This window comes from Exiguobacterium sp. FSL W8-0210, assembly GCF_038006045.1.
Taxonomy (GTDB): domain Bacteria; phylum Bacillota; class Bacilli; order Exiguobacteriales; family Exiguobacteriaceae; genus Exiguobacterium_A.
Genome location: NZ_JBBOUK010000001.1, coordinates 2,136,840 through 2,158,374, shown reverse-complemented (window position 1 = coordinate 2,158,374; position 21,535 = coordinate 2,136,840). Strand labels below are relative to the sequence as shown.

Here is a 21,535-nt window from a genome sequence, read left to right as displayed (position 1 = left end):
GAAGTGTATTCTCAGAGAGGGGTTTTTTGAATAATGTTTGGATCATTCAGCCGTGAAATCGGCATTGACTTAGGTACGGCTAACACGCTCGTGTATGTAAAGGGGCAAGGAATCGTCGTCCGCGAACCGTCCGTCGTCGCTTTCCGTACGGATACAGGAAAAATTGAAGCGGTCGGTAACGCAGCGAAAAACATGATCGGTCGTACGCCGGGTAACGTGACAGCACGACGCCCGATGAAAGACGGGGTTATCGCGGATTATGAGACAACCGCTACGATGATCAAATACTTCATGGATCAAGCTTCGAAGAAAAAAGGTTTGTTCTCTTCAAAAACAAACGTCATGATCTGTGTACCAAGTGGGATTACATCGGTCGAAAAACGTGCGGTTGAAGATGCAGCGAAACTTGCGGGAGCGCGTGAAGCGTACACGATTGAAGAACCATTTGCAGCAGCAATCGGTGCAGGTCTTCCGGTTTCAGAACCAACAGGCTCGATGGTCGTTGATATCGGTGGTGGTACGACGGAAGTTGCTGTTATCTCACTCGGTGGTATCGTCACGAGTCAATCGATTCGTGTCGGTGGAGACGAGATGGATGAATCCATCATTCGTTACATCAAGTCGAAGTACAACCTGATGATCGGGGAGCGGACAGCTGAGACGTTGAAAATGACAATCGGTTACGCACGCATCGATGAAGAATCAGAAAATGAAACGATGGAGATCCGTGGACGCGATCTCGTGACAGGTCTTCCAAAACAGATTGAAGTCACAAGTGCCGAAATTTGTGATGCACTTTCAGATACGGTCGATGCGATTCTTGCGGGTGTCAAGCACACGCTTGAGCAGACACCTCCTGAATTATCAGCAGACGTCATGGACCGCGGTATCGTTCTGACTGGCGGTGGGGCTCTCTTAAAGAACCTCGATGCTGTCATCGAAGACGAAACACGTATTTTGACACTCGTTGCAGAAAATGCACTCGATTGTGTCGCAATCGGTACAGGAAAATCACTCGAGATGATGAATGTCCTTCGTTCGAAATCAGGCATCTCGCAAAAAAGATAAGGATGGGATGAGCGATGAAGCGATTTTTAAACAATCGAAAACTGCTCATCACACTCCTTAGTTTTCTCCTTTTGGTGATTTTGATCGGCATTTCGCTGCAAGGGCGTAACCAATCCCACTGGTATCAAAGCTTCGTGCGTGATACCGCGGGCGTCGGTCAACGCCTTTTCGCGACACCGATTGGCTGGATTGATGATACGGTCACTTCGATTAGAGAAGTGCGTGACGTTTACAAAGAGAACGAACACTTGAAATCACGATTGAATGACTATGCTGGTAATGCGGTCAAAGTCCGTGATCTTGAGCGTGAGAATAAAGAATTGAAGGATATGCTCGACCTGAACGGATCGATCCGCGACTACAAGTTGTTACCGGCAGAGATGATTGGTCGGACGGCATCTGAATGGCAACGGTTCGTGACGATCAACATCGGTGAACAAAAGGGTGTCAAGGCGAACATGGCCGTTGTAACAGCAGACGGACTAATTGGTCGCGTCATCCAAGCGAGCGCCTATACGTCTCTCGTACAGTTGATGTCGGATACGAGTCGCACGAATAACGTCTCGGCAACGGCTGACGATACGAAGGGAAAAGGTGTTTTCGGTACGATCGAGGGGTTTGATGAAGAAACGAAATTACTCAAGTTCACGAAAATTCCGAACGACGCGAAGCTGAAAAAAGGGCAGACCGTCACGACGTCAGGTCTTGGTGGAAAGTATCCGAGTGGGATCGTCATCGGAAAAATCACGGAAGTGAAATCCGATCAGTATGGGGCTTCAAAAATCGCATACGTCAAACCGGCAGCAGACTTCGAACAGTTCGGTCATGTCTTCGTGATTGAACGCGAAGCGAAGGAACCTTTCGCTGAGACCGATAAGGGAGGGGACACTCGTGAATAACGTTAAGTTGTTTTTCGCCGTGTTCCTTCTTTTCATCTTGGAAGGAACGCTGTTCGCAGGACCTCTTGGAGATGGATCGCCATATGTCATTCATGCGACATTGATCGGATTGATGTTCCTTGGTCGATATGGAAAACTCGAACAGGCACTCGGATTCGGACTCGTCTTCGGATTGTTGTATGATTTCGTCTATTCGGATATCATCGGCATTTACTTATTTGCGTTATCCGCCATTCCGCTTTTTAGTAGCTTCGTGCTAAAATATGTAAAGGAGAACGTATTGACGATTCTTGTCACGTTCACGTTCAGTGCCATTTTGTATGAACTCGATATATATTTCTTCACGGCTTCGGTCGTGGGTGTCGGAGTCTCCTTCCAGGAACTCGCGACACAGATCATTCCAAGGAGTCTGGTTGCGCAGTTGATCGGGATCATCATCCTGTATTATCCGATGACCCGACTCGTGCAGTCGACCCTTGACGAGAAAAGAGGATGAGTCATGATTGAGCGTAAACGTTATGTAACGATGAAAGGTCATCGTGGTGGCCTCGCCGTCTATGTGAATGAAAGGTGCAGTGTGGATGAATTTCTTGACGATTTAGAGTTGACGCTTGCGGACAAATCCGTCGAGAACGGACGCGCCGTACCGATCACCTTCTTCTTCGGTCGACGTTATGTCGATGAAGGGGTGTTGACGGCCGTCGAATCTATCGTCGCGCGACATGATTCCTTCTCTTTCAAAGGTTATGACAGTGAGTGCATCACGAAGGACGAGGCAAAAGCCTTGTACGGAGAGCGAACGTTCCACTATTTCGGTGGCACGGCACGCAGTGGGCACGTATTAGACGTCGAAGGCTCGATCGTCATCATCGGAGATATCAATCCGGGAGCGGTCGTCCATGCGACAGGAAGTATCTATTGTCTCGGTGCGTTACGGGGGACCGTTCATGCCGGGAAAGGTGGCAATACGGAAGCCGTCATCGCGGCGAGCGTGTTGCAACCGAAGTGGATTGCGGTCGCTGGCACCGTCCATGAGGAACCGGAGGACGCACCGATTCCTGCTCTCGATATGGGTTGTGCATTTTTAGGTGAAGACGGGGTCGAATTCTCCCGCCTTCAAACCGTTCCGCTCGCGCGGATGGATCAGTTTGCGATTGATAGTGAAAGAGGGTGACGGATATGGAACAAGTGAAAGAACAGGTACATATGGAGGCGAAGACGAACATGGGACGCGCCATCGTCGTCACATCCGGTAAAGGTGGTGTCGGTAAGACAACGACGACTGCGAACATCGGAACAGCACTTGCATTGATGGGACATTCCGTTTGTCTCGTCGATACGGATATCGGGTTACGCAATCTGGATATCGTGCTTGGTCTCGATAACCGGAGTATCTATAACATCGTTGACGTCGTGACGGGGCAATGTAAGTTGCACCAAGCGCTCGTCCGCGATAAACGTTTTGAAGAGATGTATCTGTTGCCTGCTGCTCAATCAAAGGATAAGTCCTCCGTCACACCCGAACAGGTGAAGGCAATCATCGATACACTGAAACTTGAATACGACTTCGTTTTGATCGACTGCCCTGCCGGAATCGAACAAGGCTTCATGAATGCAATCGCAGGAGCCGATGAAGCCGTCGTCGTGACGACACCGGAAAAAGCAGCCGTTCAGGATGCGGACCGGATCATCGGGATGCTCGAGCGCTCAGAACGTAACATCGTTCCGAAACTCGTCATTAATCGGGTGCGGTCACACATGATGGCATCAGGTGATATGCTCGACATCGATGAGATCATGCGTATTCTTTCGATTGATCTACTTGGTCTGATCATCGATGATGAAGAAGTCATCGCCGCTTCCCACCGTGGTGTGCCTGTGACGATGAATCCAGATAACCGGGCTGGACTCGGATACCGAAACATCGCCCGCCGGATTCTTGGAGAATCCGTGCCACTGCTTGATTTAAACGAACAACCGCAAAAAGGCTTCTTCGTCAAATTGAAGAAGATGCTTGGGATGAAATAAGAATGGGAAATTAGACTAGGACGACAGCGTCGTGCCTAGTCTAATTTTTTTGGAGGGATCAGTATGCGATGGATTAGTGAACAGACCGCTTCGCTTGAACGATTAGCATTGGTCGAAGGCGGTCGATTGATTGAATATCATGAACGGATGCGTGACGAGATCCGGGTCGGCACATTCGTCTATGCAAAGGTCGATCGGTTGCATCCGACGCTCGGGGCAGCCTTTTTGATCGCGACTGACGGTACACCGCTTTATTTACCGCTAAATGAGACGGTGGAAGCACTTCGCCGCTATCCGGACGTACCAACGATTGGACAAGCCGTCCAGGTCGGACAGACGTTACTTGTCCAGGTCGTCAAGGAAGGGGTCGCACCAAAACAACACAAAGTGACGCAGAACATCACCTATGGTGGACGTTATCTCGTTTATTTCCCGTATGGTCGTCGCGTCCGTTTCAGTCGAAAGCTGGATCTCGTCGTTCAGCGTCAACTGGCGGAGCAATTGACGACGACGGACGAAGAGGGGATTCTCTACCGGACGGAGGCAGCAAAAGCATCAATTGACGAATTGAAGCAAGAGCTTCAGTCATTACGGACACGACATCAAGAACTCATGCAGGCACCGCGTCTTGAACAAGACGAGGCACTGATCGTTCAGGAAGCAAAACGACTTCCACATGTCACCGATGCGCTCGTCATGACGCGTCAGGAAAAGGAACGCCTGGAATTGCTTGGTCTGTCCGTCGAACGGTCGCTACGAAAAGGACGCTTACCCGAGATGGAAGCGATCGATGGCGCAATCGAGAAGGCGATGCAACGGGTCGTCTGGCTTGACGGGGGAGCGTATCTCTTGATTGAAGAGGTCGAGACGATGACTGTCATCGACGTCAACAGTGGGAAGACGATCTCCGTCAAGGAACAAAAGCGGACGTTTGATCAAATCAATGAAGCGGCTGCCGTCGAAGTCATGCGCCAACTACGGTTGCGCAACATCAGTGGTATGATTGCGATCGATTTCCTCCGTGGCTCTAGTAAAGGTCAGACACGGGTGACGCAACTTCTCAAAGAACGAGCCGCACTCGAGACGAAACAAATCGAAGTTTATGGCTTTACGAAGATGGGCTTATGTGAACTGACACGACAACGTCACGGAAAATCGCTACAGGAACGCTCACAGGAATCCGGGCAGTGGACGCGATTGAGTGTCTATCGCTTGATTGAACCGAAGTTACTTGAGATTGCGACCTATGCGGAAGCGGTCGTGATTCGCGCACCACGGCATCTGTTGCAAGACGAATTCATCTCTCGTCAACCGCTCGAAGTCCATGTGCTCGAAGGCGATCCAGCGGTCCTGTTCACGGGGTCGTCACAGGACTGTCTCGATTTCATCAAGCGATCGGAATAATCCTTCAGAACAGCATTGACAAGGTAGAAGAACGTTTGGTATTCTGAATAACGTTAGTTCGTTTGGAAGCACCCAAATGACTACAACCGCACAGACCGGGTTTTAAAGCATCCGCTGCCCGTGATGGCGAGTCTGAGTTCCTAAGAGGAGGTGCACGTAATGTACGCAATTATCAAAACTGGTGGTAAACAAGTCAAAGTTGAAGCTGGCCAAGAAATCTACGTTGAGAAATTAAACGCAGACGTCGACAGCACAGTTGAATTTGGTGAAGTATTGATCCTTGGTGGTGACGATGTTAAAGTCGGCGCTCCACTCGTAGAAGGTGCGAAGGTCGTAGCAACGGTCATCAAACACGCTCGCGCGAAAAAGATCACTGTCTTCAAAATGAAAGCGAAAAAGAACTACCGTCGTAAGCAAGGTCACCGTCAACCTTACACGAAGGTCCGCATCGAGAAAATCGAAGCGTAAGCCATGATACGTGTCAAGATTCGACGAGATGAAGCGGAACTCGTCCGCTCCATCGAAGTGACAGGACATGCCGAGTTCGCAGAACCAGGTCTCGACCTTGTCTGTGCCGGCGTCTCGTCGGTGATTTTCGGGGCATACAATGCCATAGAAGCATTACTCGGGCAGGTCCTGCTCCTTGAAATGGCAGAACAACAAGAGGGTGGCTACTTTTATGTAGAACCGTATGCTGACTTAGCACCGGATGTCAGTGAACGCACCCAATTGTTACTGGAGGCGACTTTGGTCCAGCTTGGTACCATCGCTGAAAGTTACGGTGAGTTTATCCAACTTGAACAAGTATAGGAGGTGGATTCCACATGTTGAAACTTAATCTTCAGTTCTTCGCATCGAAAAAAGGGGTAGGTTCGACAAAGAACGGTCGTGACTCGCAATCGAAACGCCTTGGGGCGAAACGTGCAGACGGTCAAACTGTTTCTGCTGGTTCAATCCTCTACCGTCAACGCGGTACGAAGATTCACCCAGGTATGAACGTCGGACGTGGTGGCGATGATACACTTTTCGCAACTGCAACTGGTGTCGTTCGTTTCGAACGTCTCGGACGCGACAAGAAACAAGTCAGCGTTTACCCAGCATAAGGATCGACGAAGCAGACTCTAGCCACTTTCGAGGGTTAGGGTCTGTTTTTTTAGGAGGGAACGACCGATGGAGGAACAACAGGTACTTGATCTTTTAAAGACTCTTCGTCACGAGTGGTTGAACCGGATACAACTCGTCCGTTCGTATGGCGCGATCGGAGACGAACAAGCAGTCGAGTCGATCTGTTCGGCGTACCGGGAGCAAGCATCTCGGGAAGGACGTCTAGCGCGAATCGGATTGCCGAAAACCGCACTGGCGTTGCTGCAAGCTGAATGGTCAGGCAAAACTGTGACGTATGATGTCATCGGAGCACCCCACATGGAAGATGAGCGGCTGAAGCAACTCGTCGAAGCAGCCATCACCATGATTGATGTAGGAGTAGGAGAAGTATCCGTGACCTTCCACGAGGGCGTGACCATCGAGATCTATCGGGATCTACTAGATATGTCGCGCCTTAAGGATCTAGTGACGCCGATGGAAATCGAGTCGCAGACGGAAAATGAGTGTGTGATTGAGATTGAAAGTCTTCCGTTTGAGGAAGAGAAGTAAGAGGAGGGATCCGACATGTTTGTCGATCAGGTAAATATTTATGTAAAAGCAGGTGACGGAGGACGTGGGCAAGTAGCGTTCCGTCGCGAGAAATACGTTCCGGACGGCGGTCCTGCCGGCGGTGACGGTGGTCACGGGGCTCACGTCGTCCTCGAAGTCGACGAAGGACTTCGGACATTGATGGACTTCCGTTACAAACGTCACTTTAAAGCGGTTCAAGGTGAAAACGGTATGTCAAAAGGCATGCACGGTCGTAAAGCCGAGCATTTAATCGTCAAGGTCCCACCCGGTACAGTCGTCTACGATGATGATACGAATGCGGTCATCGCTGACCTCGTCCATCACGGACAACAAGCGATCGTCGCAAAAGGTGGACGTGGCGGACGTGGAAATACACGTTTTGCGACACCAGCCAACCCAGCACCTGAGCACGCTGAAAACGGTGAGCCAGGAGAAGAGAAGTACTTGAAACTTGAGCTGAAGATGCTAGCAGACGTCGGTCTCGTCGGTTTCCCAAGCGTCGGAAAATCAACGATGTTATCCGTCGTTTCAGCCGCACGCCCGAAAATCGGCGCATATCACTTCACGACGATCACACCGAACATCGGTGTCGTCGAAACGGAAGATAGCCGTAGTTTCGTCATGGCTGACTTGCCAGGATTGATCGAAGGTGCAAGTGAAGGTGTCGGACTCGGTCACCAGTTCCTCCGTCACGTCGAACGGACGAAAGTCATCGTACACGTCATCGACATGAGCGGGATGGAAGGTCGCGATCCAATCGAAGACTACAACATCATCAATAAAGAACTCGCGGACTATAATCTCCGCTTAACAGAACGTCCGCAAGTCGTCGTCGCGAACAAGATGGACATGCCAGATGCGGCAGAACACCTTAAAGCCTTCAAGGAAGCTTTCCCAGAGCTTGAAGTATTCGAGATTTCAGCAGCAACACGTCAAGGTTTACGCGATCTGTTATTCCGAATCGCTGACCTCGTCGATGCAACACCAGAATTCGGTCTTGAGGAACTCGAAGAGAAAACAGCGACACCACGTGTCGTCTACGGTTACGAAGCACCAGAAGCTGGCTTTACGATCACGAAAGATGAAGACGATTGCTTCGTCATCAAAGGACCACGCATCGAAAAACTCTTCACGATGACGAACTTCATGCGTGAAGAATCGATTAAACGTTTCGCTCGGACACTGCGTCAAATGGGTGTCGACGAAGAGTTACGTCGTCTTGGTGCGATCGACGGCGATGTCGTTCGAATCCGTGATTTCGAGTTCGAATTCGTCGAGTCATCATTCTAAGCGATTCATTCCATTAGGAAACGGAGTGTGAAAGCATCGTGGACCCATTGCCCATGATTTCATTCGTTTGGTTAATTCCGATTCTCATGTTATCCGCGTTCTTTTCCTCAGCCGAGACAGCACTCGCGAGTGTCAATCGGTTGCGGTTGTTGCACCAATCGGAAGCAGGGGACGCGCGTGCGTCCCGTGTATTTCGTTTACTTCAACGCTACGAAGAGACACTGACGTCGATTTTGATTGGGAATACGATCGTCAACGTCGCCTTTATCTTATTTGGTGGCTGGTGGATCATCCAGTTCGTCGAGACGATCGCAACACAAACCGTTGCCTTTCTTGCGCTGTTTTTCCTGTTGCTGTTGTTCGGAGAATTGATACCGAAGTCGTATGCTCGTGAACATACGGAACGTTACGTGTTATTGATCGGACGTCCACTGCGTTTCTTCTTACTGTGCTTTCGACCGCTCGTTTTTCTGTTACTTCGCTTACGTCAGTTTGCGCTTCGGTTGATTGGAGCAGATCCGAAAGGACCGCTCGTGACCGAACAGGAACTCAAGGCACTTGTTGATATCAGTCAGGAAGAGGGCATCATGGGGCTTGCAGAGGCTGAACTCGTTCATCAAGCAGTTGATTTTCAACATGCGACGGTCGAGGATGCGTTGACGCCACGGATGGACATTCAAGCGATTGATATCGATGCGCGGCTCGAAGACATCCTTGCAGAAGTCCAGAAGGGCGGCTATTCTCGTCTACCGGTCTATAAGGATTCGATTGATCACGTCATCGGTGTATTATCGGAGCGGGACTTTCTGCGTGCATACGTGAAGAACGGCTCCGTTGATATCCGAGAATGGATTCGACCGGTATCGTTCGTCGTCCTACAGACACGATTGATGGATTTATTACCGGAACTCAAAGTCAAGCAGTCCCATATGGCAGTCGTCCTTGATGAGTTCGGAGGGACGGCAGGTTTGATCACCCTTGAGGATATTTTAGAAGAAATCGTCGGGGAGATTTGGGATGAACACGATGAATCGTTGGAATATACGAAACGGATTGGTCCAGAGCAATACGAATGTCTAGCGGAGTATGACATTGAAGACTTCTGTCAGCAATTTCAATTGACGATGCCGGACACCGATGCCCAGTCACTTGGGGGATGGATCATGGAGGGGAGCGGACAATTACCGGACGTCGGAACGGCGATGCGTTATGAACGTGTCACGTTGACCGTCTTGCATATCGAAAACCGACGCGTCCGCAAAGTCTTAGCAACGTTCGATCCGCCATCTACGATGCCGGAGACACGACTTGAACCGATTGAACGATAAAAAAACCGCTTATTCCTTTGGAATAGGCGGTTTTTTTATGTTCAGACATCGAGCTCTGAAACGAGAATTCCGAGACGATCGAGTTTCGCAATGGCTGCTTCCAGTGCGTCTTCATGATCCGCCTCCAGCGTGTGGATATGGACTCCGTCCGTCAGGCTCGAGAGCGGAGTGGCTTGCGTCTCTTTTAGCTGCTCTAGCAATACACGGACGTCTCGGCGGCTCTTTAGCATCAATTCTCCAGTGATGAAGCCGTAGACGGGATGTTCGATGATGACATCGCGGACGACGACCCCTTCGTCAACGATGGCGTCACACTCATCCTTTAACTGATCGATGCCGTGACGGCAAACGATCTTGCGACGTAATTTTGAACCGTCGACTTCCGGATCATTGATGAAATAACCACGAGCTGTCGCGATGACAGGATATCCTTTTGCCTTTAACAATGATAAATCCTGCACGATCACTTGGCGACTGACACCTGCTTGTTTCGCCAGTGCCGTTCCCGTGACAGGTTGCTCACTTTCCTCAATCATACGAAGTAATGATTTCCGGCGTTCTTCTCCGGAGATGCGTTTCCCCATCATGTCTCCTACCTTTCTTCAGTGTCATGAGATCGTGTTCAACACATCAATGCACTGTTCGATTTCTTCGTTCGTCGTCTGTCTTCCAAAACTGAGTCGTATCAACCCGTGAGCCGCTGATTCGTCAAAGCCGATGGCACGTAATGTCGCATTCGGACCGTTTTCTCCAGCCCGGCAGGCACTACCAGCGGAAACCGCGATTCCAGCACGATTCAAGGCGAGCAATGCGTATTGACCATCCCGTTGCTTCGTATGGATGGCGCAGATGGAAGCGAGTTGTGTCGGCGACTCGATGATCGTGTAACGAGACGAAGACAATGTTTTTTTTAGCATACCACGAAATCGACGGCTTGAATCTTGGATTCCTGGATTTTCGAAGCGAGACGCTTCACAGGCAGCGATGAAGGCGGCAATTCCTGGAACGTCCACTGTGCCTGGGCGGATTCCGAATTCGTGATGTCCCTCGTAATAAGGGCTGAAGAGCGGACGCCGTAAATACAAAGCGCCCAATCCTTTTGGTCCATACACTTTATGACTACTCATTGTGTAGGCATCAAAAGCGTCGATGTTGATTGCATCTTTTAAAAATCCTTGGACACCATCGCAATGAAACAGAATCCCGCGCGATTGACAATATGCTGCAATCCGTTCGACCGGAAAACGAAACCCCGTATCCGAATTGACATGTTGAATCGAGACAACGCCGATTTCATCCGTACAAGCTGTGACGAATTGTTCCCAATCGAACGTTCCGTCCGGTAATAAAGAAAGGTGCCGTGTTTCTTGTGCCCAGCGCGCTAGCGGAAGCAAGACCGAGTCGTGTTCACATCGAAGTGTCAAGACAACTGATTTGTTACTCTGTCGCATCAGATGGGTCAACGCGATGTAGTTTGCTTCAGATCCACTCCCTGTAAAGATGACGGTTCCTTCTTGTTGAGCCAATTGTTGCATCAGATACTGACGGGCTCGTTCGAGTAAACGTTCAGCGTTCCCACCGATGTCATGAAGAGAAGAACTGTTGCCGTAGAACGACTGAGCGGCTTGTTGATAATGATCGAGTGCTTGTGGATGCAGCGGAGTCGTCGCTGCGTAATCGAGATAGATCATGAAAAAATCCTGTCCTTTCGTCTTGTCACTCAGCTAAAAGTATGCCAAACTTATTGTCAAGTCAATAGTAAACATTTAGATATAGAGGTGTAAAACATATGTCTTTACATAAACGGCTTGAGACGGATGTGTTGATCATTGGAACAGGACTTGCCGCAATTTCAGTCGCCCTGCATCTTCCATCAGGGATGGACGCATTACTCGTCTCGAAAGGTTCGCGGTTTGAGACGAATTCCGTCCGAGCACAAGGTGGGATTGCTTCCGCTTATGCAGAAGTCAATCATCGTGGTCACTTTGAAGATACGTGCCAAGCAGCAAAAGGGCATATCAATCCGTCCGTCGTCGATTACGTCACCCGATCGGGAACCGAGGCGATGGAATTTTTGTTACGACAAGGCGTTCCATTCGATCAGTCCGAAGGAGAGTTTTTGCTCGGTCGTGAAGGAGCACATCGTTTGCCTCGGATTTATCACTGTGGCGGCGACGAGACTGGTAAACGGATCATGGAGACGTTGATGCCGCGGGTACCATTTCCGATTCTCGAGCAGACGCGTATCACAGAGTTGATTCAAGTAAATGGGCAGGTAGTAGGTGCAGTCGGATATAGCCATGGAGAGCCGATCGAGATTGTGGCGCGCGCAACGATTCTCGCGACCGGTGGAGTGGGTGGATTATTCGCGGCGTCGACGAATGATCCATCGATTCAAGGAGACGGGATTGCGCTCGCCTTTGAAGCGGGGGCGACGATTCGTGATCTCGGTTATATTCAGCACCATCCGACGGTACTCGTTCATGCAGGTCGTTCGGAAGGTTTGATCACGGAAGCATTGCGAGGTGCAGGAGCGACGCTTGTAACGAAAAATGGCGACCGGATTATGGCGGATCATCCGATGCAAGATTTAGCGGCGCGAGATGAAGTCGCAAAACGAATCCATGAGGTGCGAAAACGTGAACCAGTCTATCTCGATACGTCAAACGTCATCGATCGGACAAAACGGTTTCCAACGTTTGTCGAAAAATGTGAAAAACTGAACATAAATCCGGATCTCGTTGAAATCGCACCAGGCATCCATTTCTTAATGGGCGGGATCGAAACGGATCTGACGGGGCAGACGCATGTCGAAGGACTTTACGCGGTCGGCGAGACAGCATCGATTGGACTACACGGTCGAAATCGTCTGGCGTCGAACTCGCTCCTTGAATGTGTCGTCATGGGGAAAGCAGTAGCAGAACAGCTTAAGTTGTTACCGAAACTTGCAGTAAAACAAGTGAAACGACGTCCAGGAACACTTCGTTCCGTAACAGACCGTCTATCGCAGGTCATTGGTGTCGAAATGGATGTTAAGCAAATAGAAGATAGTTTAGAAGAGTTAAAACGCTGGACGTTAGACGAATCCGGACAGGAAGCGGAAGAAAATCGATTACGTCACGTAGCGGCATGTCTGTTGCTTGAAGGAGCAAGGAGTCGATTGACAGGAGAGGATGAGAACGTTGAACAAATGGCAGTTACGGCAACAACTGGAGGCATTTTTAATCGAGGATATCGGACAGTGGGATATCACGAGTGAAGGATGTCTGACGGGACAAGAACGCGGGACCGGTCGTTTTTTAGCAAAGGAAGACGGTGTCTTTTGCGGAGTAGACATCATTCAGGAGATGGCGCATCTCTTACAAGTCGACGTGACGATTCATGTAGCGGAAGGGACGATCGTCACGCGAGGAACACTCCTTGCCGAGTGGTCTGGTTCGTTACAGGACATTTTAAGCGGAGAACGGGTCGCCTTGAACCTAGTGCAACGCTTATCCGGGATTGCGACGAAGACACGTCAAGCGGTCGAGGTAGCAGCAGGACGAATCCGAATCACGGATACACGCAAGACGACCCCTGGATTACGAATGCTCGAAAAACATGCCGTTCGCGTCGGGGGTGGATATAGTCATCGCGGACGTCTCGATGACGCCGTCATGATCAAGGATAACCACATCACAGTCGCGGGATCGATCACAGAGGCGGTGGCGCGAGCAAAACGTGTCGCGGGTCATACGACACCAATCGAAGTCGAAGTCGAGACGGAAGCGGAAGTACTGGAGGCAGTGGCTGCAAAAGTCGATATCATCATGCTCGATAATCGGACGCCAGCAGAAATTAAACAGCTCCGGCAATTGATTCCACCGCATATCACAATCGAACTATCCGGTGGGATCACGGTAGACACATTATCGGACTTCGCGGATAGCGGAGCAGACGTCATCTCACTTGGAGCACTTACTCATTCAGCAACAGCACTCGATATCAGCATGAAAATCGAAGGAGGAAAAAAAGATGTCATTTGATCTATTACGTCACGAGGGAATTCCGGCGTCATACTTACAGCAATCAGAAGCAGACTTGATCGCGATCATCGAAGGGGTCAAAGAACGGATGGGCAGTCGCTTATTCTTACCTGCCCACCACTACCAAAAGGATGAAGTCGTCCAGTTCGCGGATGCGATGGGAGATTCGCTCCAGCTCGCGCAAGTCGCGAAGCAGATGACAGAAGCGGAATATACAGTCTTTTGTGGTGTCCACTTCATGGCAGAGACGGCAGATATGCTAACCGATGCGTCGCATACGGTCGTTTTGCCTGACATGCGTGCTGGCTGTTCGATGGCGGATATGGCAAATGATACGCAAACGGAGCGTGCTTTTACGATCTTGACGGAACGATTCGGGGAGTCGATTTTACCGTTGACGTATGTCAATTCGACGGCAGCGATCAAAGCATTCGTCGGTCGTCACGGTGGGGCGACGGTGACGTCATCGAACGCTGTCCAGATGGTCGAGTGGGCGCTTGCTGAACGAGACATCTTATTCTTCCTGCCGGATCAACATCTCGGTCGCAATACGGCACATGCGCTCGGAATTCCGTTAGAGCAGATGGCGATTTGGGATCCGATTCGCGACGAACTCGTTTTTGACGGGGAGGACCAAGACGTCCGCGTCATCTTATGGAAAGGGCACTGCTCGGTGCATGAGAAATTCACAGTCGGTCAAATTGAACAGTTCCGTAAGACGGATCCGGAGCGAAAGATTCTCGTTCACCCGGAATGTTCGCATGAAGTCGTAGCAGCGTCAGATCTCAACGGATCAACGGCGTACATCATTCAACAAATCGAACAGGCTGCTCCTGGAACGAAGTGGGCGATCGGAACAGAGATGAACCTCGTCAATCGACTCGCGACGACTTATCCGGATCTCGACATCGTGTCGCTCAATCCGTTCATGTGCCCGTGTCTGACGATGAACCGGATTGACTTGCCGCATTTAGCGTGGGCGCTCGAACAAGTCGAAGCAGGTGAGCCGGTCAACGTCATTAAAGTCGACGCAGAGACGACGCGGCATGCCGTGTTGGCGCTCGAACGGATGCTTGAGCGTTCGTAAAATAGAGAGTGAGAGCGTGGTCGTGCAAACGATCACGCTTTTTGTCTTCTGATTGAGAGAGCGAACGTATGTATTGATTTTTGCTGAAGAACGCTTTGAAGCCAAACGAAGATGTATGCTACAATAACACGAGAGTTTGTTTAAGGATGGGAGCGTTCCACATTGATAGAATTCGTACGCGGCGAAGTCGCTTATGTCTGTGCGGAATTCGTGACGGTAGAAGTTGGCGGGATTGGCTACAAGATCGTAGCACCGAACCCGTTTTTTTATCGGACCGGAGACGAACAGATCATCGTATATACGTATCACTATGTCCGTGAGGACCAAGAAGTCTTATTCGGATTCCGTTCCCGGCGTGAGCGTGCCTTGTTCACGAAGTTGCTCGGTGTGACAGGGATCGGACCAAAAGGAGCGCTTGCAATCGTCGCATCAGGGAATGTCGATGCGCTTGTTGAAGCAATCGAACAAGAAAAGGAAAGTTATCTCGTCAAGTTCCCAGGTGTCGGCAAAAAGACAGCAAAACAAATGACACTCGATCTAAAAGGAAAGTTAGCAGAGCTCGCGCCAGACTATGTACCGAGCGAAGGCTTGTTCGCACAAGGTAACGCTGAGTTGAACGAAGCCTGTGAAGCTCTGACGGCGCTCGGTTACAGTGATCGAGAAGTCGAAAAAGTCAAAAAAGCGTTGCAGGCAGAAGTCCTGTCAACGGATCAATATGTTAAACGGGCACTCCAGTTGTTATTGAATGTGAGGTGAGGACATGGAAGAGCGCATTTTGTCAGAATCCGCCCATGCGGAAGATCAAGAAGAGTGGAGTCTGCGTCCTCAGACGCTCGAACAATATATCGGGCAGGAGAAAGCAAAAGGAAACTTAAGTGTCTTCATCGAGGCGGCAAAAATTCGTCAGGAAACACTCGATCACGTGCTTCTCTACGGTCCTCCGGGTCTTGGGAAGACGACGCTTGCGACGATCATCGCAAACGAGATGGGGGTCGGCATCAAGACGACAGCCGGTCCTGCGATCGAACGACCAGGTGATCTAGCGGCAATTCTCTCATCACTTGAGCCGGGAGACGTCCTGTTCATCGATGAGATTCATCGGTTGAGTCGATCAATCGAAGAGATTCTATATCCGGCAATGGAAGACTATTGTCTCGATATCGTCATCGGTCAAGGGGAACTCGCCCGCAGCGTCCGAATTGATTTACCACCGTTTACGCTCGTTGGTGCGACGACGCGTGCCGGGATGCTGTCGGCACCGCTACGTGATCGTTTTGGAGTGACGCTGAAGCTTGAATATTATACGATGTCAGAGTTGTCTGCCATCGTGACCCGGACGTCACGATTGTTCGGATTCGAAGCGGATCGTCTCGCAGCAGAAGCGATCGCCCTTCGTTCACGCGGAACACCACGTGTCGCGAACCGGTTATTACGGCGTGTCCGCGACTTCGCTCAAGTTGCCCATCAAACCGAAATCGATGCCTCGCTTGCGACAAGTGCACTTGATCGCTTGCATGTCGATGCGCTCGGACTCGACGATGTCGACCATCGTTTATTACGATCGCTTGCAGAACGGTTTGCCGGTGGTCCGGTCGGTCTTGAGACGATTGCAGCGACAATCGGAGAAGATGCGCAGACGATCGAGGATGTATATGAACCATATCTACTGCAACAAGGATTTTTACAACGTACTCCGCGCGGACGCGTCTTAACACCGTTCGCCCGCCAACATTTAGGACTGAAAGAAGGAAATTGAACCAATGGATGTAAACTTATTTGATTTTCATTTACCAGAAGAACAAATTGCTCAAGTGCCATTGCTCGACCGGACGAGTTCGAAACTGATGGTTCTCGATCGGGAGACGGGTGCGATTCAGCATCAGCACTTCCATGATATCGTCGACCACTTTCGCGAAGGTGATACACTCGTCATCAACGATACGAAAGTCTTACCAGCACGTCTCTTTGGTGTAAAGGAAGAGACGGGTGGGAAAATCGAATTGTTGCTTTTGAAGCAGACGAGTGACGATGTGTGGGAAACGCTAGCAAAACCAGCAAAACGCGTCAAACCAGGAACGATTTTGTCGTTTGGTGACGGGTTACTCCGTGCTGAGTGCGTCGAAGCACTTGAAGACGGGGGACGGATTCTGAAGTTTTTCTATGACGGCATTTTCTATGAAGTGCTCGACCAACTCGGAACGATGCCACTGCCACCGTACATTCATGAACAACTAGAAGATCAAGATCGTTACCAGACGGTCTACGCTCGCGAACGTGGGAGCGCTGCGGCACCAACAGCGGGTCTTCATTTCACGCCGGAATTGCTCGAAGCGCTTCAAGCGAAAGGTGTCCGGATCGCACCGTTGACGTTACATGTCGGACTTGGCACATTCCGTCCTGTTTCGGTCGACGACGTCGATAGTCACAAGATGCACAGTGAGTACTACGAACTGCCGGAAAGTTCAGCTGCTCTACTACGCGAAACACGGAAACAAGGCGGACGGATCATCGCGGTCGGTACGACGTCGACGCGAACGCTTGAAACGGTCATCCGTGATCACGGTGACTTCGTCGAAGCAACAGGTTGGACGGACATCTTCATTTTCCCAGGTCAGGAAGTCAAAGGGATCGATGGATTGATCACGAACTTCCACTTACCGAAATCAACATTGATTATGCTCGTGTCCGCGTTATCGACACGGGAACACATTCTGCATGCCTACGAAGAAGCTGTCGCGAATGGCTATCGTTTCTTTAGCTTCGGTGATGCGATGTTCTTAACGAGAGAGGAACGAAACTAATGACAAAACACGCGGTAACATACGAACATATCAAGACATGTAAACAATCCGGAGCGCGGTTAGGAATCGTCCACACGCCGCACGGTAGTTTTGAGACACCGGTCTTCATGCCGGTCGGAACACAAGCGACGGTCAAGACGATGGCACCGGAACAAATCAAGGACATGAACGCGAACATCATCCTCGCGAACACGTACCATTTATGGGTGCGTCCTGGACACGATGTCATCAAGGAAGCAGGCGGTCTGCATAAATTCATGAACTGGGATGGCGCGATTCTCACGGACTCAGGTGGTTTCCAAGTCTTCTCACTCGCTGATCTCCGGAATATTTCGGAAGAAGGCGTTCATTTTCGTAACCATTTAAACGGTGACAAACTGTTCTTATCACCAGAAAAAGCAATGGAAATCCAGAATGCACTCGGTTCAGACATCATGATGGCGTTTGATGAGTGCCCACCGTATCCAGCTTCTCACGAGTACATGAAAGCATCTGTTGAACGGACAAGCCGCTGGGCAGAACGTTGTCTTGCAGCGCATGAACGTCCACATGATCAAGCGCTGTTCGGTATCATCCAAGGCGGAGAATACGAAGACTTACGTCGTCAAAGTGCAAAAGACCTCGTTGCGCTTGATTTCCCGGGTTATGCGGTCGGTGGTCTATCGGTCGGAGAACCGAAAGACGTCATGTACCGTGCGCTCGAATTCACGACACCACTCATGCCGGAAGACAAACCGCGTTATTTGATGGGCGTTGGTTCACCGGACGCGTTGATTGAAGGCGCGATTCGCGGAATCGATATGTTCGATTGTGTCTTACCAACACGAATTGCACGAAACGGAACGTTAATGACCTCAAAAGGTCGTCTTGTCGTTCGGAACGCGAAATATGCACGTGATTTCCGTCCGCTCGATGAGAACTGTGATTGCTACGCGTGTAAGAATTACTCACGTTCGTACATCCATCACTTGATTCGTGCGCAAGAAACGTTCGGTCTTCATCTGTGTTCGACACACAATCTTCACTTCCTCGTCAAGTTGATGGAAGGCGTTCGTCAAGCGATTTGTGAGGATCGTCTGCTCGATTTCAAGGAAGAATTCTTCGAAGAATACGGTTACAATTTACCGAACGCAAAGAATTTCTAACAAATCGTCTGACAAATCAATCCTTTCACGGTATAATGAACGTGATTTGAATGATAAAAGGAGCTGAATATGATGCAACAATTATTGACATTCCTCCCGATGATCTTGATCTTCGTGGTGTTCTATTTCTTGTTGATCCGTCCACAGAACAAACGCCAGAAGCAAGTGCGTCAGATGCAAAATGAACTCTCACGCGGCGATTCGATCGTAACGATCGGCGGTCTTCACGGGGTTGTCCAAAAAGTGGACGACACGACGGTGACATTGAAGTCAGGAAACGCACAATTGACATTCAACCGAAGTGCTGTGGCAGAAGTGACGAAAAAATCAACGACTGTCATGGGCGACGAAACGGTCGAATAAGGCATTGAAAAGACGCTTTCCGGATTCCGGAGCGTCTTTTCTGTTTATATATGAGAAAAACGTTTGCTAAGATTACCATTTCTTTTGTAAGCTAGGGTAGGAGAACAAAGTTGTCTGAAAATATACTGGGAACTAGAGAAAGGACAATGTAGCATGATCAAGAAAGGGAAACTTGCCACATTCTTCATCGTCGTCATCGCGTTGCTCGTGCTGATCGGTACGACATCGTCATGGTTGCTGAAGGATACGAAGCTTGGCCTTGACCTTAAAGGTGGCTTCGAAGTCTTGTATGAAGTACAACCACTGAAAGAAGGAGACGTCATCGACCAAAATGCGATGAGTGCCACATTGACGGCAATTGAGAACCGTGTCAACGTTCTCGGTGTCTCTGAACCGGATATTCGGATCGAAGGTAACAACCGGATTCGTGTTCAACTTGCTGGCGTCAAGGATCAGACGGAAGCGCGTCAAATCCTATCTTCGACAGCACAATTGTCATTCCGTGACATCAACGATAAGTTGTTGCTTGACGGTTCAGACTTAAAAGCTAAAGGAGCAAAAGTCGGATATGATCCGAATACGAATGAACCACTCGTCGAATTGACGATGAAGTCAAAACAGAAATTTTATGAAGTAACTCAAAAAGTCTCACAAATGCAAGCACCGGCGAACCGCCTTGTCATCTGGCTCGATTACGAAAAAGGTGATACGTACGAAAAAGAGATTCAAAAGAAGAATTCGAAAATCGTTTCGGATGCATCGGTCACTCAACCAATCAACTCGGATAAGGCAATCATTTCCGGTGGCGATATCGATGCCGAGTATGGTAAACAATTGTCCTCAATCCTTAACGCAGGAGCACTGCCGGTCAAACTCGAGGAAATCTACTCGACGTCGGTCTCTGCTGCTTTTGGACAGGATGCACTTGATCAGACGCTCTTCGCCTCAGCAATCGGTGTAGCTGCGGTCTTCTTGTTCATGCTACTGTTCTACCGGGTCTCTGGATTCGTTTCGATTATTACGTTGCTGTTCTACATCTATCTCGTCATGATCTTCTTTAACGGGATCAATGCTGTCCTCACATTACCGGGGATTGCGGCACTCGTTCTTGGAGTCGGGATGGCGGTCGATGCGAACATCATCACTGCTGAGCGGATCAAGGATGAATTACGAAGTGGTAAATCTGTCTTGTCCGCGTTCAAAGCCGGTAACCGTCGTTCGTTCGGTACGATTCTTGATGCCAACTTGACGACGTTAATCTCTGCTGGCGTGTTGTACTACTTTGGTACAAGTACGGTCAAAGGATTCGCCATCATGTTGATGGTTTCGATCGCCGTCACGTTCGTCACGAACGTCTTTGTCTCACGTTACCTGATGCAACTCCTTGTCAGTAGCCGATGGTTCGATAAGAAGAAATCATGGTTCGGTGTAAAGGAGAGTGAAATCCGTGAGCTTTAATCCTACGAAATTCGATTACGTCAAACATCGTAAAATCTATTTCGCAATCACGATTGCGCTTGTCATCGTGTCGGTCCTTTTGTTGTCGTTCCGTGGTCTGAACCTCGGGATCGACTTCACGCAAGGTACACGCGTCGAGATTTCTTCTGAGAATCAAATCAAGGAAGCCGATGTCCGCTCTGTCATTGAAGAGTCAGGCATTGATGCTGCGGAAATCGATGGCATCCAATTTGCTCAAGGTGGAAAACTAGCGAACGTCACGTTCGTTGGGGAATTCAGCCAAAATCAAATCTCTAAAATGAAACAAACGATTGAAACGGAATATAAGAAAGAACCGAGTATCTCGACGGTTTCGGCACAAGTTGGTCAAGAAATCGCGCGTAACGCGATTTATGCCGTCTTACTCGCGTCACTTGGGATCGTCATCTATGTCTCGTTCCGATTCCAACCGTTATACGGGATTGCGACAGTGCTTGCACTATTGCACGATGCATTGATGATTGTCGCCTTCTTCTCGCTGTTCCAGATCGAGGTCAATCTGTACTTCATCGCAGCCATCTTGACGATCATTGGGTATTCCGTCAACGATACGATCGTTACCTTCGACAGGGTACGAGAAAATCTCGGACTTGCTGAAAAGGGCGGACGGAAAGTCTCATTCGATGAGTTGGCGCATATCGTCAATGAATCGATTCAACAGACGATCATTCGCTCGATCAATACCGTCGTGACGGTCATCATGACGGCAGCAGCGCTCTACATCTTCGGTAGCGAAGCGATCCGTGGATTCAGTCTTGCCCTGCTTGTCGGGTTGATCATGGGGATGTATTCTTCGATCTTCATCGCTGCTCAGCTCTGGCTCGTCATGAAAGGTCGGACACTTGGTCGGACAAAACGCGCTTCTTAAAAGAGTATCCGCATCAGCTATCGCTGGTGCGGATTTTCTATTATAATGGGGAAGTTGA

General features: G+C 49.7%; 22 protein-coding genes, 1 pseudogene and 1 other annotated feature. Of the genes and pseudogenes, 21 read left to right on the top strand and 2 right to left on the bottom strand.

Annotated features, from left to right (window positions below; all coding sequences use genetic code 11):
* Positions 1-33: 33 nt before the first annotated feature.
* The 12 genes from MKY22_RS11385 to MKY22_RS11330 all read left to right on the top strand — a co-directional run bounded on the left by MKY22_RS11385 (position 34) and on the right by MKY22_RS11330 (position 9,691).
* Positions 34-1,068, top strand: coding sequence for a rod shape-determining protein (locus MKY22_RS11385; protein ID WP_023468951.1), 1,035 nt, complete (start codon positions 34-36; stop codon positions 1,066-1,068).
* A gap of 14 nt (positions 1,069-1,082) precedes the next feature.
* On the top strand, positions 1,083-1,967 hold the full coding sequence (gene mreC / locus MKY22_RS11380) for a rod shape-determining protein MreC (RefSeq protein WP_023468950.1): 885 nt from the start codon (positions 1,083-1,085) through the stop codon (positions 1,965-1,967).
* Entirely contained in the window at positions 1,960-2,463 is a 504-nt protein-coding gene (gene mreD, locus MKY22_RS11375) for a rod shape-determining protein MreD (RefSeq protein WP_023468949.1), read from the top strand. The genes mreC and mreD overlap by 8 nt, the downstream gene beginning before the upstream one ends.
* Before the next feature lie 3 nt (positions 2,464-2,466).
* Positions 2,467-3,141 (top strand): septum site-determining protein MinC, encoded by a 675-nt coding sequence (locus MKY22_RS11370; protein WP_023468948.1) that lies wholly within the window; start codon positions 2,467-2,469, stop codon positions 3,139-3,141.
* Positions 3,142-3,191: 50 nt separating this feature from the next.
* Positions 3,192-3,995, top strand: a complete 804-nt coding sequence (gene minD / locus MKY22_RS11365; protein ID WP_029342255.1) for a septum site-determining protein MinD — start codon at positions 3,192-3,194, stop codon at positions 3,993-3,995.
* Positions 3,996-4,058: 63 nt separating this feature from the next.
* A complete protein-coding gene (locus tag MKY22_RS11360; RefSeq protein WP_290778355.1) occupies positions 4,059-5,399 on the top strand; it encodes a ribonuclease E/G in 1,341 nt (446 codons plus the stop codon).
* 74 nt (positions 5,400-5,473) lie between these two features.
* Positions 5,474-5,543 (top strand) — a sequence feature (ribosomal protein L21 leader region).
* Positions 5,544-5,558: 15 nt separating this feature from the next.
* Positions 5,559-5,867 (top strand): 50S ribosomal protein L21, encoded by a 309-nt coding sequence (rplU, locus tag MKY22_RS11355; protein ID WP_012370978.1) that lies wholly within the window; start codon positions 5,559-5,561, stop codon positions 5,865-5,867.
* A gap of 3 nt (positions 5,868-5,870) precedes the next feature.
* On the top strand, positions 5,871-6,209 hold the full coding sequence (locus MKY22_RS11350) for a ribosomal-processing cysteine protease Prp (protein ID WP_023468945.1): 339 nt from the start codon (positions 5,871-5,873) through the stop codon (positions 6,207-6,209).
* 14 nt (positions 6,210-6,223) lie between these two features.
* Complete coding sequence (gene rpmA, locus MKY22_RS11345) at positions 6,224-6,502, top strand: 50S ribosomal protein L27 (protein ID WP_012370976.1); 279 nt, start codon at positions 6,224-6,226, stop codon at positions 6,500-6,502.
* Positions 6,503-6,569: 67 nt separating this feature from the next.
* Positions 6,570-7,052 carry a Spo0B domain-containing protein gene (locus tag MKY22_RS11340; protein WP_056062530.1) on the top strand — a complete coding sequence of 161 codons (483 nt, stop codon included), beginning with the start codon at positions 6,570-6,572 and terminating at the stop codon, positions 7,050-7,052.
* Positions 7,053-7,067: 15 nt separating this feature from the next.
* On the top strand, positions 7,068-8,363 hold the full coding sequence (gene obgE / locus MKY22_RS11335) for a GTPase ObgE (RefSeq protein ID WP_290778349.1): 1,296 nt from the start codon (positions 7,068-7,070) through the stop codon (positions 8,361-8,363).
* 53 nt (positions 8,364-8,416) lie between these two features.
* Entirely contained in the window at positions 8,417-9,691 is a 1,275-nt protein-coding gene (locus MKY22_RS11330) for a hemolysin family protein (protein ID WP_290778346.1), read from the top strand.
* Positions 9,692-9,732: 41 nt separating this feature from the next.
* Here MKY22_RS11330 and MKY22_RS11325 read toward each other — a convergent pair whose 3' ends face one another.
* Both MKY22_RS11325 and MKY22_RS11320 read right to left on the bottom strand, forming a co-directional pair.
* Positions 9,733-10,275, bottom strand: a complete 543-nt coding sequence (locus MKY22_RS11325) for a transcription repressor NadR (RefSeq protein ID WP_149427668.1) — start codon at positions 10,273-10,275, stop codon at positions 9,733-9,735.
* A 24-nt stretch (positions 10,276-10,299) separates the two neighbouring features.
* The gene (locus MKY22_RS11320; RefSeq protein ID WP_290778342.1) at positions 10,300-11,382 is read right to left on the bottom strand and encodes a cysteine desulfurase family protein; all 1,083 of its coding nucleotides are present in this window, start codon (positions 11,380-11,382) and stop codon (positions 10,300-10,302) included.
* A gap of 98 nt (positions 11,383-11,480) precedes the next feature.
* On the opposite strand from MKY22_RS11320, the gene MKY22_RS11315 reads away from it, so the two are divergent.
* The 9 genes and pseudogenes from MKY22_RS11315 (at position 11,481) to secD (ending at position 21,477) form a co-directional block, all read left to right on the top strand.
* Positions 11,481-12,950, top strand: coding sequence for an L-aspartate oxidase (locus tag MKY22_RS11315; RefSeq protein ID WP_290778339.1), 1,470 nt, complete (start codon positions 11,481-11,483; stop codon positions 12,948-12,950).
* On the top strand, positions 12,874-13,716 hold the full coding sequence (nadC, locus tag MKY22_RS11310) for a carboxylating nicotinate-nucleotide diphosphorylase (RefSeq protein WP_290778336.1): 843 nt from the start codon (positions 12,874-12,876) through the stop codon (positions 13,714-13,716). Before MKY22_RS11315 ends, nadC begins: the two co-directional genes overlap by 77 nt.
* Positions 13,706-14,803: a quinolinate synthase NadA gene (gene nadA, locus MKY22_RS11305; protein WP_290778333.1), complete on the top strand. Its 1,098-nt coding sequence runs from the start codon at positions 13,706-13,708 to the stop codon at positions 14,801-14,803. The genes nadC and nadA overlap by 11 nt, the downstream gene beginning before the upstream one ends.
* 162 nt (positions 14,804-14,965) lie before the next feature.
* Positions 14,966-15,559 (top strand): Holliday junction branch migration protein RuvA, encoded by a 594-nt coding sequence (gene ruvA, locus MKY22_RS11300; RefSeq protein ID WP_023468936.1) that lies wholly within the window; start codon positions 14,966-14,968, stop codon positions 15,557-15,559.
* A gap of 4 nt (positions 15,560-15,563) precedes the next feature.
* Complete coding sequence (ruvB, locus tag MKY22_RS11295; protein ID WP_035406506.1) at positions 15,564-16,559, top strand: Holliday junction branch migration DNA helicase RuvB; 996 nt, start codon at positions 15,564-15,566, stop codon at positions 16,557-16,559.
* A gap of 4 nt (positions 16,560-16,563) precedes the next feature.
* A complete protein-coding gene (gene queA, locus MKY22_RS11290) occupies positions 16,564-17,604 on the top strand; it encodes a tRNA preQ1(34) S-adenosylmethionine ribosyltransferase-isomerase QueA (protein ID WP_214853061.1) in 1,041 nt (346 codons plus the stop codon).
* Complete coding sequence (gene tgt, locus MKY22_RS11285; RefSeq protein ID WP_341088841.1) at positions 17,604-18,749, top strand: tRNA guanosine(34) transglycosylase Tgt; 1,146 nt, start codon at positions 17,604-17,606, stop codon at positions 18,747-18,749. Before queA ends, tgt begins: the two co-directional genes overlap by 1 nt.
* Positions 18,750-18,821: 72 nt before the next feature.
* On the top strand, positions 18,822-19,112 hold the full coding sequence (gene yajC, locus MKY22_RS11280) for a preprotein translocase subunit YajC (protein ID WP_214853065.1): 291 nt from the start codon (positions 18,822-18,824) through the stop codon (positions 19,110-19,112).
* 156 nt (positions 19,113-19,268) lie between these two features.
* Positions 19,269-21,477, top strand: a pseudogene (gene secD / locus MKY22_RS11275) (protein translocase subunit SecD).
* The last annotated feature ends 58 nt before the right edge of the window (positions 21,478-21,535 follow it).